Genomic DNA, 17074 nt, shown 5'->3' on the forward strand with positions numbered 1-17074 from the left:
TACCGGTACCTGCTCACCGGCGACAGCACCTTCTGGACGACGTTCACCAACCAGCTCGGTTACGTCGTGATCTGCCTGGTGCTGCAGCTCGGCGGTGAGCGAGCGGTTGGCCAGCTCGCGGTAGGTGAACTGGGTCTGCTTCGTGAAGTCCTTGCTGCTCTCCTTCAGACCGTCGAAGACCACGACGGTGTCGTAGAGGGAGTAGCCGAGGATGGTCAGCAGACCGATCACCGTACCCGGCGTGACCTCGAAGCCCACCAGCGCGTACACGCCGACGGTGATCGTGAGGTCGTGGATCAGGGCGATGAGCGCCGCGACCGCCATTCTCCATTCGAAGGCGATCGCGAGGTAGATCACCACCAGGACCATGAAGATCCACAGACCCTGCCAGGCCTTGCTGGCGATCTCCTCACCCCAGCTGGGGCCGACGAGCTGGGCGTCGATCTGGCCGGCGTCCTTGATCCCGAAGTCGTCGGCGAGGGCCTCGCGGACCTTGTCCGACTGGGCGGTCTCGATCCCGGCGACCTGGATGCGCAGCTTGTTGCCGCCCAGCTCCTGGACGATCGCCTGGTGGCCGGAGGCCTTCTCCGCGGCCTCCTGGGCGTGCTCGACCGAGACGGTCGTGCCCTTCGGCGTGGTGAAGACCGCGCCGCCCTCGAACTCGATGCCCATGTTCAGGCCGCGGACCATGAAGCCGGCGATCGCCACGATGGTGATCAGGATGGAGATGCCGTACCAGAGGAACCGCTTGCCGACGAAGTCGTAGCCGACCTCACCGCGGTAGAGCCTGGCGCCAAGAGTGCCGAGTCGCGACATCTCACGCCTCCTTCGTCAGGTCGAGCGGAGCGGAGGAGCGGCGGCCGCGGCGGATCGGGGGCTGCACCCCGAGACGCCTCGGGTCCAGACCGGACCAGGGATGCCCACTGCCGAAGAACTTGGTGCGGGCCAGGATCGTCATCAGCGGCTTCGTGAAGAGGAAGACCACGACGACGTCGAGGACCGTGGTCAGACCCAGGGTGAAGGCGAAGCCCTGCACCTTGCCCACGGTCACGGCGAACAGCACCGCGGCGGCCAGGAACGACACGAAGTCGGAGACGAGGATCGTACGCCGGGCGCGCGGCCAGGCACGCTCGACGGCGGGCTGCAGGGAGCGCCCATGCCGGATCTCGTCGCGGATTCTCTCGAAGTACACGATGAACGAGTCGGCGGTGATACCGATCGCCACGATGGCGCCGCAGACCGCCGGCAGGTTCAGCGCGAAGCCGATGGTCGGGCCGAGGAGCGCCATGATCGTGTAGGTCAGGGCGGCGGACACCATGAGGCTGGCGATCGCGATGAGCGACAGGCCCCGGTAGTAGAAGACCAGGTAGATCACGACCAGCGCGAGGCCGATGGCACCGGCGATCAGACCCGCGTGCAGCTGGTCGGAGCCGAGCGCCGCGGACACCGTGTCCACGGAGGCCTCGTCGAAGGTCAGCGGCAGGGCGCCGTAGGACAGCACGTTCGCCAGGGACTCGGCCGACTTCTGGTCGAAGCTGCCCTCGATGAACGCCTGGCCGCCGCTGATCGCCTGGCTGACGGACGGGGCGGAGACGACCTCGCCGTCGAGCTCGATCGCGAAGCGGTTCTGCGGGTCGGCCTTGGCGGAGATGTCACCGGTGACGGAGGCGAACTTCTTGCCGCCCTTGCCGGTGAAGTCCATGTTCACGATCCAGCCGCGGCCCTGCTGGGTGTCGTACGAGGCCTGGGCCTTGTCGACGTCCGTGCCGAGGACGGCGGCCGGGCCGAGGACGTACTTCTGGGCGCCGTCCTGGTCGCAGGCGACGATCGTGTCCTTCTCGGTCGCCGCGGCGGCCTTCTCGGCGGCCTGGGCGCGCTTCGCCGGGGTGGTGCAGTCGAGCGCGGCGAGCGCGGCCTGCTGGTCCGTGGTGACCCCGCCGGCTGCCGCCCCGGGGTCGGTGGTGGCGTCGGCGGGGGCCGAGGAGGACGCCTCGGGCGTCGCGGACGCCTTCGGGGAGGTGGAGGCGCTCGGGGAGCTGTCCTGCGCCTTCAGGCCCTGGGTGAGCGCGCGCCCCTGGGTGGTGGAGCTGGCCGAGGGGGAGGCGGAGGAGTCGGCCTTCGGAGTCGCCGAGGAGTCGGCCTTGGGGGTCGCCGACGAGGACGAGGAGGCGTTCGGGGAGGGGCTGGAGCTCGCGCTCCCCGACGGCGCCGGGTTCGCGCCGCTGTAGTCCACCGCCAGCACCGGGCGGAAGTACAGCTTGGCCGTGGTGCCGACCTGCTGTCGCGCCTCGGCCTGGTCCGTGCCCTTGGGGATGTTGACGATGATGTGCTTGTCGCCCTGGGTCTGGACCTCGGCCTCGGACACACCGAGACCGTTCACACGGCGCTCGATGATGTTCACCGCCGTGTTCATGTTCTCGGCGTTGATCGCGCCCTTCTTGCCAGGCTGCTCCTTGGCCTCGAGCGTGATGCTCGTACCGCCGGCGAGGTCGATGCCCAGCCGCGGCGTCTTGTGGCCGGAGAGGAACATCCCTCCGGTGAGCGCGACGAGGGCGATCAGGATGACCAGCAGCGGCCGCAAGGGCCGGCTCTGTGTTCCCTGGGCCCCGCGGCCCCTGTTCGGTGCTGCCACCTTGTCGATTCTCCTGTCCGGCGCCGTACCCGCGGCCGTTTCAGACGGACGCGGGCCGGCGGAAGTCTGCTATGAGGACACCCCGACGGAACCCGGCGGCCTCCAGGGCCGGCCGGGTCCGGTCACTTCTTCTCGGTGCCGTCCTGGTCATCGCCGTCCGCAGCCTCATCGGTGCGCTTGCCCAGGTCGATCTCCGGGGCGGCGTCCGCGGTCCCGGCCTCGGACTCGGACCCGGTCTCGGACTCGGACTCGGTGAGGGACGAGGCGTCCTCGGGGACCGGCGGCAGGTCGTCGGACTTCGGCTCCGCGCCGTGCACGATCCGGTTGTACTCCTCGTCGTCGAGGATGGCGCCGATGGCGTTCTTCGCGTAGATCGCGTGCACGCCGGGGGCCACCTCGAGGAGAACGGAGTCCTCGTGGACCTCCTTGACCACGGCGTACATGCCGCCGATGGTCCGCACGCCAGAGCCCGGCTCCATGCTGTTCCGCATCTGCATGGCCTGGCGCTGCTTATTCTTCGCCGACCGGGTCATGAGCAGCATGGCCCCGATCAGGATGATGAACGGAAGTAGAATTTCCACGGTGTCCGGATTTTCCTTTTATGGCCGAATTCACGGCCTCGAATTCGGGGACGGTACGTCGTCCGGTATACGGATGGACGTCGGCGGAGTCTAAGCCAGTCCCCACCTGATGAACAACGCCCAGCATGGCACCGGGGTTCCTGGACTGGCCAATATCCGCGCCGTCGCCCGGGTCACAGCGCAGGCGCCGCACGGGCCGTGTCCGGGACGGCGTGGTTTGCGCCACTTCGGGAGGGGCGCCGGGCGCTACGGGAGCAGGGTCTGCTGCACGCCGCCGGAGCCCTGGGGCGGGACAAGGCCCAGATGCGCCCAGGCCGCCGGGGTGGCGACACGGCCGCGCGGGGTGCGCGCCAGCAGCCCCTCGCGGACGAGGAACGGCTCGGCGACCTCTTCGACGGTCTCCCGCTCCTCCCCCACGGCGACGGACAGCGTGGACAGGCCGACGGGGCCGCCGCCGAACAGCTTGAGCAGGGCGTGCAGCACGGCGCGGTCCAGCCGGTCCAGACCGCGCGCGTCCACCTCGTACACCTCCAGCGCCCGGCCGGCGACCTCCCTGGTGATCGCGCCGTCGGCCTTCACCTGGGCGTAGTCCCGTACACGGCGCAGCAGCCGGTTGGCGATACGGGGCGTGCCGCGCGAGCGGCCGGCGATCTCGGCGGCGCCCTCGGCGTCGATGTGTACGTCCAGCAGTCCGGCGGAGCGGTGGATCACCTGCTCCAGCTCGTGCGGGGCGTAGAACTCCATGTGCCCGGTGAAACCGAAGCGGTCGCGCAGCGGCGGCGGCAGCAGCCCGGCCCGGGTGGTGGCGCCGACGAGCGTGAAGGGCGGCAGTTCCAGCGGAATCGCGGTGGCGCCGGGGCCCTTTCCCACGATCACGTCGACGCGGAAGTCCTCCATCGCCATATAGAGCATTTCCTCCGCCGGACGCGACATCCGGTGGATCTCGTCGAGGAAGAGCACCTCGCCCTCCTGGAGGGAGGACAGGATGGCGGCCAGATCCCCGGCGTGCTGGATGGCCGGACCCGACGTGATCCGGATGGGCGCGCCCATCTCCGCGGCGACGATCATCGCGAGGGTGGTCTTGCCCAGCCCGGGCGATCCGGACAGCAGCACATGATCCGCGGTACCCCCGCGCTGGCGCGCGGCCCGCAGAACCAGATCAAGCTGCTCACGGACGCGTTCCTGCCCGATGAACTCACCGAGGTTCTTGGGACGCAGCGCGGCTTCGACGGCTTCGTCGTCGCGATCGGCGTCCGCGCCAACAAGGCGGTTCTGAACGGCCTCGTCGTCACTGTGGCGGGCGTCGTCCCATGTCACGTGCGGTCACCTCGGGTCGCGAATTGTCTGCGGTTGCACTTGCTTGTACGGCATTCCCGGATCACGCCCGTCCGACCGAAGGTCGGATTCCCTGAACATCGAACAGACCGGCGTTTTACCTGGGTTCGACTGAATGACGGAATCACGACGCCGACCATCCCGCTCGCAGGCCCACGACCCTCACCGCCCGCGGTTCAACGACTGAAGCGCGGAACGCAGCAACCGCCCCACGTCCGGCGCCCCGTCCCCCTCCGCCTCCGGCGCGACCGCGTCCACGGCGCTCTCAGCGTCGCGCGGCGCATAGCCCAGCCCCGTGAGGGCCGCGTGCACCTGCTCGCGCCAGCCGGCCGGCACGGTGGCGAGCGCCTGACGACCGATCAGGGACGACGAACCGGAGCCCACCGGCTCGCCGAGCCGGTCCCTCAGCTCCAGCAGCAGCTTCTGCGCGCCCTTCTTGCCGATGCCCGGAACGGCCGTCAGGGCCTTCTCATCACCGGTGGCCACGGCCACCCGCAGGGCGTCGGGGCTGTGCACCGCGAGCATCGCCTGGGCCAGCCGCGGCCCCACGCCGCTGGCGGTCTGCAGCAGCTCGAACACCTGGCGCTCGTCGTCGTCGGCGAACCCGTAGAGGGTCAGCGAGTCCTCCCGTACCACCAGGGACGTGGCCAGCTTCGCCTCCTCCCCCAGGCGCAGCCCGGCCAGCGTGCCGGGCGTGCACTGGACGGCCATGCCGATCCCGCCGACCTGGATCACCGCGGTGTCGGGGGCGAGGGCGGCCACGGGGCCGCTGACGAAGGCGATCATGGGCGACCCTTCGGGTGACGGGCGGCGACTGCCGCCGGGTTTTCGTTCTCCGTCGCCGCGAGGGCCTGACGGATGCGCTCCTGGGTACGAGCGGCCGCCTCGCGGGCCTGACGCAGCTGCTCCTGCGCGGGGGTCAGCGCGGCCTGCGCCTGGCGCAGCCGCTCCTGGGCCGGGGCCCGCCAGATATGGCAGATCGCGAGGGCGAGGGCGTCGGCCGCGTCCGCGGGCTTCGGCGGGGCGTCGAGGCGCAGCAGCCGGGTGACCATGGCGCCGACCTGGGCCTTGTCGGCGCGGCCTGTGCCGGTGACGGCGGCCTTGACCTCGCTGGGCGTGTGCAGGGCGACCGGGAGGCCGCGACGCGCGGCTGCGAGCATCGCCGCGGCGCTCGCCTGGGCGGTGCCCATGACGGTGCGGACGTTGTGCTGGCTGAAGACGCGCTCGACGGCGACGACGTCGGGCGCGTGGTCGTCGAGCCAGGTCTCGAGACCCTGCTCGATCAGCAGCAGGCGCTCGTGCACGGGAGCCTCGGGAGGCGTCCTCACCACCCCCACCGCGACCATGCGCAGCGCCCGGCCCGGGGTGCCGTCCACGACACCCACCCCGCACCGCGTCAACCCCGGGTCGACACCAAACACCCGCACGTCGCCAGCCCCCTGCCTCTCACCGTACGTGCAGGCTAGCCGCTCCCACCGACATCCCCGCCCAGGCCACGCTGCGCGCTGGGCCGGGGCGGCCCGAGCGCTGGCGCGGCCCAGGGGGCGTGAGCCCTACGCGTCGACCTTCTCCATGATCTCGTCCGACACGTCGAAGTTCGCGAAGACGTTCTGCACGTCGTCGGAGTCCTCGAGGGCGTCGATGAGCCGGAAGATCTTCCGCGCGCCCTCCTCGTCGAGCTCGACCTGCATCGTCGGGACGAAGTTCGCCTCGGCCGAGTCGTAGTCGATGCCCGCCTCCTGCAGCGCCGTACGGACGCCGACGAGGTCGGTCGCCTCGGAGAGCACCTCGAAGGACTCGCCCAGGTCGTTGACCTCCTCCGCACCCGCGTCGAGGACCGCGCCGAGGACGTCGTCCTCGGACAGCTCGCCCTTGGGGACGATCACGACGCCCTTGCGGTTGAAGAGGTACGACACGGAGCCCGGGTCGGCCATCGAGCCGCCGTTGCGGGTCATCGCGACGCGGACGTCGGACGCCGCGCGGTTGCGGTTGTCCGTGAGGCACTCGATGAGGACGGCGACGCCGTTCGGCCCGTAGCCCTCGTACATGATCGTCTCGTAGTCGGCGCCACCGGCCTCGAGACCGGCTCCGCGCTTGATGGCCGAGTCGATGTTCTTGTTGGGAACGGACGACTTCTTGGCCTTCTGCACCGCGTCGTAGAGCGTGGGGTTGCCCTCGAGGTCGGCGCCGCCCATCCGGGCCGCGACCTCCACGTTCTTGATCAGCTTCGCGAAGAGCTTTCCTCGCTTGGCGTCGATCACGGCCTTCTTGTGCTTGGTGGTTGCCCACTTAGAGTGGCCGGACACGGCATTGCTCCATTCAACGACACTACGGAGAGACGAACGACTGGATCCTACCGGGATCGCGTCACCGTGCCGCGCGCACCATCGCCGTGAACAGCTGGTGCACCCGGTGGTCGCCTGTCAGCTCCGGGTGGAAGGACGTGGCGAGGAGGTTGTCCTGGCGGACGGCCACCGCGTGGTCGCCGTAACGCGCGAGGACCTCGGCGCGGGCGCCGACCGACTCGACCCACGGGGCGCGGATGAAGACGCCCTCGACCGGTCCGCCCTCGATGCCCGCCACGTCGACGGCCGCCTCGAAGGACTCGTTCTGGCGCCCGAAGGCGTTACGGCGGACGATCATGTCGATGCCGCCGATGGTCTCCTGACCGGACCGGGGGTCGAGGATCTTGTCGGCCAGCATGATCATGCCGGCGCAGGAGCCGTACGCGGGCATCCCGGCCCGCACCCGCTCGCGCAGCGGCTCCATCAGCCCGAAGGCGATGGCGAGCTTGGAGATCGTGGTGGACTCGCCGCCCGGCAGCACCAGGCCGTCGACCGCGGCCAGCTCCTCGGGGCGGCGGACGGAAACGGCGTCGGCGCCGGCGGCCTCGAGCGCGGCCAGATGCTCACGGACGTCGCCCTGCAGGGCGAGGACACCGATGACGGGGGACACGGGGCGGGACCTCTCTCGGGGTTGCGCCGGCCCGGTGCGGCCGACGGTGGGAACACGCGCGGACGGCCCGGCCCGTCCGCAGAGGAGAAGGACCGGGCCGCCCTGCACGGGTGGCGCTGGATTACCAGCCGCGGTTGGCGTAGCGCTCGGCCTCGGGGAGGGTGTCGCAGTTGATGCCGACCATGGCCTCGCCCAGGTTGCGGGAGGCGTCCGCGATGATCTTCGGGTCGTCGAAGAAGGTGGTGGCCTTCACGATGGCGGCGGCGCGCTTGGCCGGGTCGCCCGACTTGAAGATGCCGGAGCCGACGAAGACGCCCTCGGCGCCGAGCTGGCGCATCAGCGCGGCGTCGGCCGGGGTGGCGACGCCACCGGCGGAGAAGAGGACGACAGGCAGCTTCCCGAGCTTGGCGACCTCGGCGACGATCTCGTACGGGGCGCGCAGCTCCTTGGCGGCGGCGTACAGCTCGTGGTTGTCCAGGCCGCGCAGCTGGGCGATCTCGTTCTTGATCTGGCGCAGGTGGCGGACCGCCTCGACGACGTTGCCGGTGCCGGCCTCGCCCTTGGAACGGATCATGGCCGCGCCCTCGGCGATCCGGCGCAGGGCCTCGCCCAGGTTGGTGGCGCCGCAGACGAAGGGGGTGGTGAAGGACCACTTGTCGGAGTGGTTGACCTCGTCGGCCGGGGTCAGCACCTCGGACTCGTCGATGTAGTCCACACCCAGCGACTGCAGGACCTGGGCCTCGACGAAGTGGCCGATGCGCGACTTGGCCATGACGGGGATCGAGACGGCGCTGATGATGCCCTCGATCATGTCCGGGTCGGACATCCGGGCCACGCCGCCGTCCTTACGGATGTCGGCGGGAACCCGCTCCAGGGCCATGACCGCGACGGCGCCCGCGTCCTCGGCGATCTTCGCCTGCTCCGGCGTGACGACGTCCATGATCACGCCGCCCTTGAGCTGCTCGGCCATGCCGCGCTTCACGCGGGCGGTGCCGGTCTCGGGGGCCTGAGAGGTGTTGCTGGACACGGTTGACCTCACTCGTGTGACGAATGGTGCGATGTACCTATCGTAGGCGGGTTCGGGCACAGCCCCGACCATGGCGGTGGCGACCCGTACGCCAGAGAACCGCAGGCAGCACCCACGGGTAAAGAGCCAATCCCAAGGCCGTGGCCCCCAGGGGCCCCCTACACCCACCTGGGGTCCCCCGCCGGACCCGCCAGGAGGGGCGCCCCCCGACGGCACCCATCAGAGCGAGGCGAGAAACGCCGATCAAGCCCGGCCGACGTCTGAGGCCGAGGCGCGAAGCGCCAATACAGCCCGGCCGCACCCACGAGAACGAGGCGAGAAACGCACAACAGCCAGGCCGGCGTCTGAGGCCGAGGCGCGAAGCGCCGACACAGCCCGGCCGGCGTCTGAGGCCGAGGCGCGAAGCGCCAATACAGCCCGGCCGGCGTTTGAGGCCAGAGGCGCGAAGCGCCGATTCGGGGCCCGGGGGCGAAGCCCCCGCAGCGCAAGGCGAGCCGAGACCCGCTACCGCACACCCCGCACGGTGAGAGCCACCGGCGGCTCATCATCCATCTCGACCGCCAACGGAAACGCCGCATGCCCCGCAAGCCGGAACCACCGCACCTTACGATGCCGCCGCAAGGCCCGCGCAGCCCGCACAGCGTCATTGTGGAAGCGCCGCGCCATAGGCACCTTCCGCGCCGCCTCCGCCAGCTCGTCGATCGACTCGGGCCCGCCGGGAGCCCGCCGTACCGCCTCGATCTGCTCCGGCTCGTCGAAGACCGCCCGCAGCGCCTGGCTGAGCTCGCTCTCCGCGACCTCGCGCTGCTCCTCCTCCGCCTGCCGCGCGGCGTGCGCCGCCTGGTAGAGCACCATGGCGGCGGCCGGGTCCAGCACCCCGCTGGTGGCCAGCTCCTGGGTGACGGAGGCCCGCCGCAGCAGCTGTGCGTCCAGCGCGGCCCGGGAGGCGTCGATGCGGGTGTGCAGCCGGTCGAGCCGGCCGGCCGTCCAGCTCAGATAGACCCCGATGAGAAACAGGCCGACGGCGATCCAGAGCAACGACAAAGGGAAGTCCACGAGCGACGAGGCTACCGCCCCGGTCCCACCCCTCCCGCGGCTAGTCCCGCCCCTCGCGGGCCAGCCCCAGCCGGCTCCACAGCCCGACGCGCTCGTCCTCCGCCACGGACGCCGCCCCCTGGGTGACCGTCTCGTAGACGGACAGGATGTCCGCCCCTACCGTCGACCAGTCGAAGCGCTGCACATGCCGCCGCCCGGCCGAGCGCAGCTCCTCGCGCCGCGCGGGATCCTTCAGCAGCTCGACGGCCTTCGCCGCCAGGTCGTCCGCGTCCTCGTTCGCGAACAGCTGCCCCGCCTGCCCGCCGTCGAGCACCTGGGCGAACGCGTCGAGGTCGCTCGCGAGCACCGGCGCGCCCGCCGACATGGCCTCGACCAGGATGATCCCGAAGGACTCGCCGCCGGTGTTCGGCGCGACGTACACATCGACGCTGCTCAGGAAGCGCGCCTTGTCCTCGTCGGTGACCATCCCGAGGAACTCGACCCGCTCCCGCAGCTCCTTCGGCAGCCCCGCGACGGCCTCCTCCGCGTCGCCGCGCCCGGCGACCAGCAGCCGCGTCTGCGGCAGCTCCGCCACGATCCGCGGCAGCGCCCGCATGAGCACCGGCAGGCCCTTGCGCGGTTCGTCGATCCGCCCGACGAAGCCGAGGGTGCCGCCCTGCCACTCCGGCCGGGGCTCCGCCCCGTCGAAGAAGCCGACGTCCACCCCGTTGGGGATGACGACGGCGTCGCCGCCCAGGTGCTCGACCAGCGTCCGCCGCGCGTACTCGCTGACCGCGATCCGCGCGCTGATCTTCTCCAGCGCGGACTGCAGGATCGGATACGCCGCGATCATCCCGCGCGAGCGCGGGTTGGAGGTGTGGAAGGTGCCGACGATCGGCCCCTGCGCCGCCCAGCAGGCGAGCAGCGCGAGGGACGGCGAGGCGGGCTCATGGATGTGGAGTACGTCGAAGTCGCCCTCGTGCACCCACCGCCGCACCCGGGCGGCGGACAGGAAGCCGAAGTTGATCCGGGCGACGGAGCCGTTGTACGGCACGGGCACCGCCCGCCCCGCGGAGACGACGTACGGCGGCAGTTCCGTGCCGTCGTCGGCGGGCGCCAGGACGGACACCTCGTGGCCGCGCCCGATGAGGTGCTCGGCGAGATCGCGGACGTGGAACTGGACGCCGCCCGGCACGTCCCAGGAGTACGGGCAGACGATGCCGATCCTCAACGCCGCTCCAGATCCTCGAGCCAGAACCGCTGCAGCATGTGCCAGTCCTCGGGATGCTCGCCGATCCCCGCGGCGAACACGTCCGCCGTCGCCTGCGTCATCACGGCCGTCTTCTCCGCCCGCGTGCCGCTCTCCGGTACCTCGACCGGGGGGTGCACCTGCCCCTGCAGTATCGACGTGTCGTCGTACCAGAGGGTGACGGGCAGCAGCTTCGCCCCCGTGGCCTGGGCGAGCAGCGCGGGCCCGGCCGGCATCTTCGCCGTGGCGCCGAAGAAGTCGACCTCCACGCCCGACGCCGACAGGTCCCGGTCGGCGACCAGGCACACCAGCCCGCCGGCGCGCAGCCGCCGCGCCAGGACGCCGAAGGCGTTGGCGCCGGCGTGCGGCAGGACCTCCATCCCGAGGCTCTCGCGGTACGCCACGAACCGGTCGTACAGCGACTCCGGCTTCAGCCGCTCGGCGACCGTGGTGAAGGGCACGCCGAGCTTGCTGGTGACCCAGGCGCCGGCCATGTCCCAGTTGCCCATGTGCGGCAGGGCGAGGATGACGCCCCCGCCTTCCGCCAGCCCGTCCTCCAGATAGTGGGCGTCCTTCGGGTCGAAGCCGTCGCGCATCTGCTGCTTGCTGTAGGCGGGCAGCCGGAAGGCCTCCATCCAGTAGCGCAGGTACGAGCGCATCCCGGCGTGCGTCAGCGCCGCCAGCTCCGCGTCGGTGGCCTCCGGCCGCACCCGCGCGAGGTTGGAGCGCAGCCGCTGTACGGCCTTGCCGTCACGTTTGTACGCGAAGTCGGCGACCCGGTTGCCGAGCGCCCTCGCGGCCGGCTCAGGGAGGTGTTTGACGGCGGCCCAGCCCGCCCCGTACGCACCGTCGACCAGACGGTCTTTGATCATGCGTTCTCCCCCTGCTCCGCCGGCGCCGCCGCCGCGGCGTCCGCCTCGGCGGACTCACGGCGTACGGTGACGACCCGCTGCCCCAGCGTAATGAGGCTGCCCACGGCCACCACCCACAGTGCGATGGGAAGCAGGATGTCGATATGGGGGACGCCGAACTTGTGCAGCCCCGAGAAGCCCGCCAGCACCAGGGAGATCACCAGCCGCTCGGCGCGCTCCACGAGCCCGTTCACGTTGACCGGCAGCCCGATGCTCTCGCCGCGGGCCTTGGTGTACGACACGACCTGGCCGCTCGCGAGGCAGAAGATGGCCACCGCGCACAGCGTGATGCTGTCGCCGTCCCCGGCGTACCAGAGGGCGAAACCGGCGAAGATCGCGGCGTCCGCCACCCGGTCCAGCGTCGAGTCCAGGAACGCGCCCCAGCGCGAGGACGTCCCCGCCTGGCGGGCCATGTTCCCGTCGACCAGGTCCGAGAAGACGAACAGGGTGATGACGACCGTGCCCCAGAAGAACTCGCCCCGCGGGTAGAAGGCCAGCGCGCCGACCATCACCCCGGCGGTGCCGATGAGCGTCACCGTGTCCGGGCTCACTCCCCTGCGCAGGAGAAACGCGGCGAACGGCGTGAGAACACGCGTGAAGAAAGCACGCGCGTACTTGTTCAGCATGGCCTTCCCGATGGTTGCTGGACCTGGTGGCCCCGGTCGTCGGTCGAAGAAGCCCGGGCCGATGGGCTCGCCCATCGTAGCCAGGGGTCCCCGGCCCCGCGCCCACGCACCCCACGGTGGTGCCGGGGTGCACTCCGGTGCCGTACGTGCGGCACCGCGGGGCCCGGTGTGCCGCACTACCGGGGCCTTCCGGACTGTACGCCGTACAGGCCGGGCCCGTGCCGCCGCCCCGTACAAGGCGCACCTTGTGTGACGTATGGACGCATCCCGAACACGGTGGAAAGCTCGAAACCACCGAAGGTTTCCAGCCTCGGAAGGCGGGACTACACATGGGTGAAAAAACGAGTGCACACCCCGGAGCCGCCGGCAGGGCAGTCACGGCCGCCCAGCCCTCCTCCATCCGGAATGTGGTGCTGGTCGGCCATAGCGGATCCGGGAAGACGACACTGGTCGAAGCGCTGGCACTGGCCTCGGGAGCCGTGAACCGGGCCGGACGGGTCGAGGACGGGGGCTGTCTCTCCGACTACGACGAGATCGAACACCGGCAGCAGCGCTCCGTGCAGCTGTCACTGGTGCCGGTGGAGTTCAACGGCATCAAGATCAACGTACTGGACACTCCCGGCTACGCCGATTTCGTAGGGGAGCTCAGAGCCGGTCTGCGGGCAGCGGACGCGGCTCTTTTCATCGTCTCGGCCGCGGACGGCGTCGACGGCGCCACCCGCATGGTGTGGGAGGAGTGCGCGGCGGTCGGCATGCCGCGGGCCCTGGTCGTCACCCACCTGGACGCCGCACGGGCGGACTTCGACGAGATGACGGCGATCTGCCAGCGGGTGTTCGGCGGTGACGACCCCGATGCCGTACTCCCCCTCTACCTGCCCCTGCACGGCGAGGAGCAGCCCGACGGGCACACCCCGGTCGCCGGGCTGATCGGCCTGCTCTCCCAGCGCGTCTTCGACTACACCTCAGGAGCGCGCGTCGAACGGGAGCCGGATCCCGAGCATCTGCCGCTCATCGAGGAGGCGCGCAACCGGCTCATCGAGGGGATCATCGCCGAGAGCGAGGACGAGACCCTGATGGACCGCTATCTCGGCGGCGAGGATCTCGACATCAAGACCCTGATCGAGGATCTGGAGAAGGCCGTCGCGCGCGGCGTCTTCCATCCGGTGCTGGCCGCCGCGCCCGCCCACGAGGGCGGCACCCAGGGGCTGGGCACGATCGAGCTGCTGGAACTGATCACCGGCGGCTTCCCGACCCCCGAGGAGCGGGAGATCCCCGCCGTGACGACGCCCCAGGGAGCGCCGCGGCCCCCGCTGACGTGCGATCCCGACGGCCCGCTGGCCGCCGAGGTGGTCAAGACGTCCTCCGACGCGTACGTCGGCCGGCTGTCGCTGATCCGCATCTTCTCCGGCACCCTGCGCCCGGACGCCACCGTGCACGTGTCGGGACACGGCATGGAGGACCGCGGACACGAGGACCACGACGTCGACGAGCGGATCGGCGCCCTGTCCTCCCCCTTCGGCAAACACCAGCGCCCGCTGACCGAGGCCCTCGCCGGCGACATCGCCTGCGTGGCCAAGCTCAGCCGCGCCGAGACGGGCGACACCGTCTCGGCGAAGGACGACCCGCTGCTGATGGAGCCCTGGCTGATGCCCGACCCGCTGCTGCCGGTGGCCATCCAGGCGCACAGCAAGCACGACGAGGACAAGCTCTCGCAGGGCCTGTCCCGGCTGGTCGCCGAGGACCCGACGATGAAGCTGGAGCAGAACCAGGACACCGGTCAGGTGGTCCTGTGGTGCCTGGGCGAGGCGCATGTGGACGTGGCGCTGGAGCGGCTGCGCACCCGCTACGGGGTGGCGGTCGACGCGGTGCCGCACAGGGTCTCCCTGCGCGAGACCTTCGGCGGGAAGGCGACAGCGCGCGGCCGGCATGTGAAACAGTCCGGCGGCCACGGTCAGTACGCCATCTGCGAGATCGAGGTGGAGCCGCTGCCGGGCGGCTCGGGCATCGAGTTCGTGGACAAGGTCGTGGGCGGCGCGGTGCCGCGCCAGTTCATCCCCTCGGTGGAGAAGGGTGTACGGGCCCAGGCGGCGAAGGGCGTCGCCACGGGCTATCCGCTGGTCGACATCCGCATCACCCTCCACGACGGCAAGGCCCACTCGGTGGACTCCTCGGACGCGGCGTTCCAGACGGCGGGCGCCCTGGCCCTGCGGGAAGCGGCGACGCAGGTCCGTATCCACCTGCTGGAGCCGGTGGCGGAGCTGCAGGTGATGGTGGGCGACGAGTACGTCGGCCCGGTGATGAGCGATCTGTCCGGCCGCCGCGGCCGCGTGGTCGGCACCGAGCAGGCGGGGTTCGGACGCACGCTCGTACGGGCCGAGGTGCCCGAGATCGAGATCGGGCGGTACGCAGTCGATCTGCGCTCGCTGTCGCACGGCACGGGCCGCTTCGGCCGTACGTACGTACGCCATGAGCCGATGCCGCCGCAGATCGCCACGAAGATCCAGGAACAGGAGGAGAACAAGGGCTGACCGGCCTTGGCCGGGCCCCGGCCGGTCCCCTGTGGAAAACTCACGGAGGGCCGCCGGGGCCCGCTAACCTGGGACATCAGGTGTGCGGGGGGCTTTAGTTGGGAATGGCCGCACCATCCAGCGTTTTCACGTGGAGGCTAGTGTGGCGTCGAGCAGTGACTTCCCACCCGGGGCGGAGGTGCCGATCGCCGGCGGGGCGGGACAGACCGCGGCGACCAACGCCCTGGCGTCCGCCGCGTACCGGGACGGCGAGCCGGCCAAGCTGCTCGAGGCCAACAGCGACTGGTTCCAGTCCGCGTTCAAGGCCGGCAAGATCAAGCTCTTCGAGCCGAGCCTCGGCGAGGCGTTCTCCCGCGCCGTGCAGACCCGGATGCTCGCCGCCAAGCGCAAGCAGGTCATCCAGTCCTTCGGCATGGAGCCGCAGACCGTCGTCGAGCACTGCCTGTCGGCCAACCGGATCCGCCGGCTGCGGGACACCAGGCTCAGCCTGATCATGCTGGTCTTCGGCGTGGTGTTCCTGCCCGGACTGCTGCTGTGGCTGGGCGTGTTCTGGCTGCGCCGCACCTTCGCCGGCTCGCAGGACAAGAAGGTCAACGCCTACGGTCTCGCGGCGCTCGCCGCGCTGGCCATCATGGCGCTGCTGGTCTTCATCCGGCTGCCGCTCGGCGGCGCGCTCGGCGTGTACGGCCGCGCGATGCTCGTCGCACCGGTCGTCGGCTGGCTGTGGGCCAAGCAGGTCTGCGAGCGCACCGCGAAGGAGCTGCGTTCGCACTGGGCGGGGCTGCTCGGCGGCGGGAGCGTCGCGGCGATGGTGCCCGAGGCGGTGCCGCGGACGCCGGGCGAGAAGGCGGCGGAGGCCCTCCGGGAGCAGCTGGCCAAGCTCACCGCGGAGCAGCGCAGCAACGTCGTCTTCTACGCCGGGCCCAAGGGGATACTGGGCATGGGCACGCGCTGGGGCGCCTGGCAGCTCGCGGAGGACCTGGTGCCGCGCGAGGCGGGCACGGACATCAACCCCTTCCGCAGCTGGGACGTCGTCAAGGCCATCCACGACCAGCTGCGCATGCTGGAGCGCAAGCCCGTGCACACGGGCGGCTTCCCCCCGCCGTCGATACGGCACTGGGTGGTCGCTCCGATCGGGGAGAAGGCGTCGTCCGTGGCGCGGCCGAGCGGGCCCGAGACCGAGCGGTTCCAGGTCAAGGACTTCGAGGTCCAGCGCATCTGCAACGAGCAGCAGTTCGGCAGCGGCGAACGGCACTATCTCGGCGTGCAGTTCACCCTGTGGGACGGTCAGCTGATCATCACGATGCTGGTGACGGTCACCGTGCTGCACCACACACTGCGCGTGGAGGTCACCGGGCACGCGCTGGGGCCGGTGCATCCGCTGTTCACGACGAAGCCGGCGCCCTCGTCGAAAGAGGTCGCCAAGAGCTTCAAGTTCTGGGAGACCAAGACGGTGAACCTGCCGATCGTGCCGGCGCGCGAGGTCGTACGGCAGGCGGTGCGGGCGCCCTTCACCCGGCTGCCGGGCTTCCTCGACTGGGCCGGCGGCAGCCTGTCCCTCCCGGAGCCCTTCGGCCTGCGCCACGTCTGGGCGGACCCGCCGTGGCGCCACCGCTTCATGGCCGACGACGCCCTGCGGGCGGCGACCCCGGTACTGCGCGTGGTCCACGCGGCCACGCTGCGGGTCCTCGCGGAACACGGCGTGGACACGGAGCGCTTCGGCGAACGCTCGCGCTTCTTGAGCGGCTCCATACAGGGGGCGGAGCCCCGCAAGGCCGACCTCTACGACGCGTAACACGGCGCTGCGCGCCTCCGTCCTCAGACGCCGGACGGGCTGGGGTGGTGGTGCGGCCCGCTGCATCGTGCGCTTTGCGCCGGCGCCTGCGGCGCGATTCGGCGCTGCGCGCCTCAGTCCTCAAACGCCGGACGGGCTGGAGTGGTGCTGCGGTCACGCTGCAACGTGCGCTTTGCGCCGGCGCCTGCGGCGCGATTCGGCGCTCCGCGCCTCAGTCCTCAAACGCCGGACCGGCTGGGGGGTGCTGCGGTCACGCTGCACGCCTCTGTTCCCGCTGGCGCCTGCGGCGCGCTTCAGTCCTCAGGCGCCGGACGGGCTGGAGTGGTGCTGCGGTCACGCTGCAACGTGCGCTTTGCGCCGGCGCCTGCGGCGCGATTCGGCGCTCCGCGCCTCAGTCCTC

At 71.0% G+C, this 17074-nt stretch carries 15 protein-coding genes; 2 read left to right on the forward strand and 13 right to left on the reverse strand.

Translation table 11 applies throughout. From position 1 onward, the window contains the following. The 13 genes from secF to pgsA form a co-directional block, all read right to left on the reverse strand. The coding region (secF, locus tag AB0M28_RS36095) for a protein translocase subunit SecF (protein WP_365414309.1) at nt 1-816 on the reverse strand (816 nt) is incomplete at its 3' end. Nucleotide 817: 1 nt separating this feature from the next. After that, nucleotides 818-2632, reverse strand: coding sequence for a protein translocase subunit SecD (secD, locus tag AB0M28_RS36100; RefSeq protein WP_365414311.1), 1815 nt, complete (start codon nt 2630-2632; stop codon nt 818-820). A 122-nt stretch (nt 2633-2754) separates the two neighbouring features. Next, nucleotides 2755-3213, reverse strand: a complete 459-nt coding sequence (yajC, locus tag AB0M28_RS36105) for a preprotein translocase subunit YajC (RefSeq protein WP_365414313.1) — start codon at nt 3211-3213, stop codon at nt 2755-2757. A 246-nt stretch (nt 3214-3459) separates the two neighbouring features. Next, the gene (ruvB, locus tag AB0M28_RS36110) at nt 3460-4530 is read right to left on the reverse strand and encodes a Holliday junction branch migration DNA helicase RuvB (protein ID WP_365414315.1); all 1071 of its coding nucleotides are present in this window, start codon (nt 4528-4530) and stop codon (nt 3460-3462) included. A gap of 180 nt (nt 4531-4710) precedes the next feature. Next, the gene (ruvA, locus tag AB0M28_RS36115) at nt 4711-5334 is read right to left on the reverse strand and encodes a Holliday junction branch migration protein RuvA (RefSeq protein ID WP_365414317.1); all 624 of its coding nucleotides are present in this window, start codon (nt 5332-5334) and stop codon (nt 4711-4713) included. Next, on the reverse strand, nt 5331-5975 hold the full coding sequence (gene ruvC / locus AB0M28_RS36120) for a crossover junction endodeoxyribonuclease RuvC (protein ID WP_365414319.1): 645 nt from the start codon (nt 5973-5975) through the stop codon (nt 5331-5333). Before ruvC ends, ruvA begins: the two co-directional genes overlap by 4 nt. A 126-nt stretch (nt 5976-6101) precedes the next feature. Next, on the reverse strand, nt 6102-6854 hold the full coding sequence (locus AB0M28_RS36125; RefSeq protein ID WP_365414321.1) for a YebC/PmpR family DNA-binding transcriptional regulator: 753 nt from the start codon (nt 6852-6854) through the stop codon (nt 6102-6104). Nucleotides 6855-6915: 61 nt separating this feature from the next. Next, nucleotides 6916-7503, reverse strand: a complete 588-nt coding sequence (gene pdxT / locus AB0M28_RS36130; protein ID WP_365414323.1) for a pyridoxal 5'-phosphate synthase glutaminase subunit PdxT — start codon at nt 7501-7503, stop codon at nt 6916-6918. A 121-nt stretch (nt 7504-7624) separates the two neighbouring features. Beyond that, nucleotides 7625-8530, reverse strand: coding sequence for a pyridoxal 5'-phosphate synthase lyase subunit PdxS (pdxS, locus tag AB0M28_RS36135; protein ID WP_365414325.1), 906 nt, complete (start codon nt 8528-8530; stop codon nt 7625-7627). Between the two features lie 504 nt (nt 8531-9034). After that, nucleotides 9035-9586, reverse strand: coding sequence for a hypothetical protein (locus AB0M28_RS36140; RefSeq protein WP_365414327.1), 552 nt, complete (start codon nt 9584-9586; stop codon nt 9035-9037). A 40-nt stretch (nt 9587-9626) separates the two neighbouring features. Further along, nucleotides 9627-10796, reverse strand: coding sequence for a glycosyltransferase family 4 protein (locus AB0M28_RS36145; RefSeq protein ID WP_365414329.1), 1170 nt, complete (start codon nt 10794-10796; stop codon nt 9627-9629). Continuing rightward, nucleotides 10793-11686 (reverse strand): phosphatidylinositol mannoside acyltransferase, encoded by an 894-nt coding sequence (locus AB0M28_RS36150; protein ID WP_365414331.1) that lies wholly within the window; start codon nt 11684-11686, stop codon nt 10793-10795. The genes AB0M28_RS36145 and AB0M28_RS36150 overlap by 4 nt, the downstream gene beginning before the upstream one ends. Further along, nucleotides 11683-12351 (reverse strand): phosphatidylinositol phosphate synthase, encoded by a 669-nt coding sequence (pgsA, locus tag AB0M28_RS36155; protein WP_365414333.1) that lies wholly within the window; start codon nt 12349-12351, stop codon nt 11683-11685. Before pgsA ends, AB0M28_RS36150 begins: the two co-directional genes overlap by 4 nt. A 329-nt stretch (nt 12352-12680) precedes the next feature. Here pgsA and AB0M28_RS36160 point away from each other — a divergent pair, with 329 nt between their 5' ends. Together AB0M28_RS36160 and AB0M28_RS36165 are read left to right on the forward strand one after the other, a co-directional pair. Continuing rightward, a complete protein-coding gene (locus AB0M28_RS36160; RefSeq protein WP_365414335.1) occupies nt 12681-14879 on the forward strand; it encodes an elongation factor G-like protein EF-G2 in 2199 nt (732 codons plus the stop codon). 142 nt (nt 14880-15021) lie between these two features. Then, on the forward strand, nt 15022-16674 hold the full coding sequence (locus tag AB0M28_RS36165) for a hypothetical protein (RefSeq protein ID WP_365414337.1): 1653 nt from the start codon (nt 15022-15024) through the stop codon (nt 16672-16674). The last annotated feature ends 400 nt before the right edge of the window (nt 16675-17074 follow it).

Source organism: Streptomyces sp. NPDC051940 (assembly GCF_040680895.1).
GTDB lineage: Bacteria > Actinomycetota > Actinomycetes > Streptomycetales > Streptomycetaceae > Streptomyces.

What these genes read in the sequence shown, in the direction of transcription:
- ruvA (WP_365414317.1), bottom strand. Translation starts at nt 5,334, where the DNA reads ATGATCGCCTTCGTCAGCGGCCCCGTGGCCGCCCTCGCCCCCGACACC.
- AB0M28_RS36150 (WP_365414331.1), bottom strand. Translation starts at nt 11,686, where the DNA reads ATGATCAAAGACCGTCTGGTCGACGGTGCGTACGGGGCGGGCTGGGCC.
- pgsA (WP_365414333.1), bottom strand. Translation starts at nt 12,351, where the DNA reads ATGCTGAACAAGTACGCGCGTGCTTTCTTCACGCGTGTTCTCACGCCG.
- AB0M28_RS36160 (WP_365414335.1), top strand. Translation starts at nt 12,681, where the DNA reads ATGGGTGAAAAAACGAGTGCACACCCCGGAGCCGCCGGCAGGGCAGTC.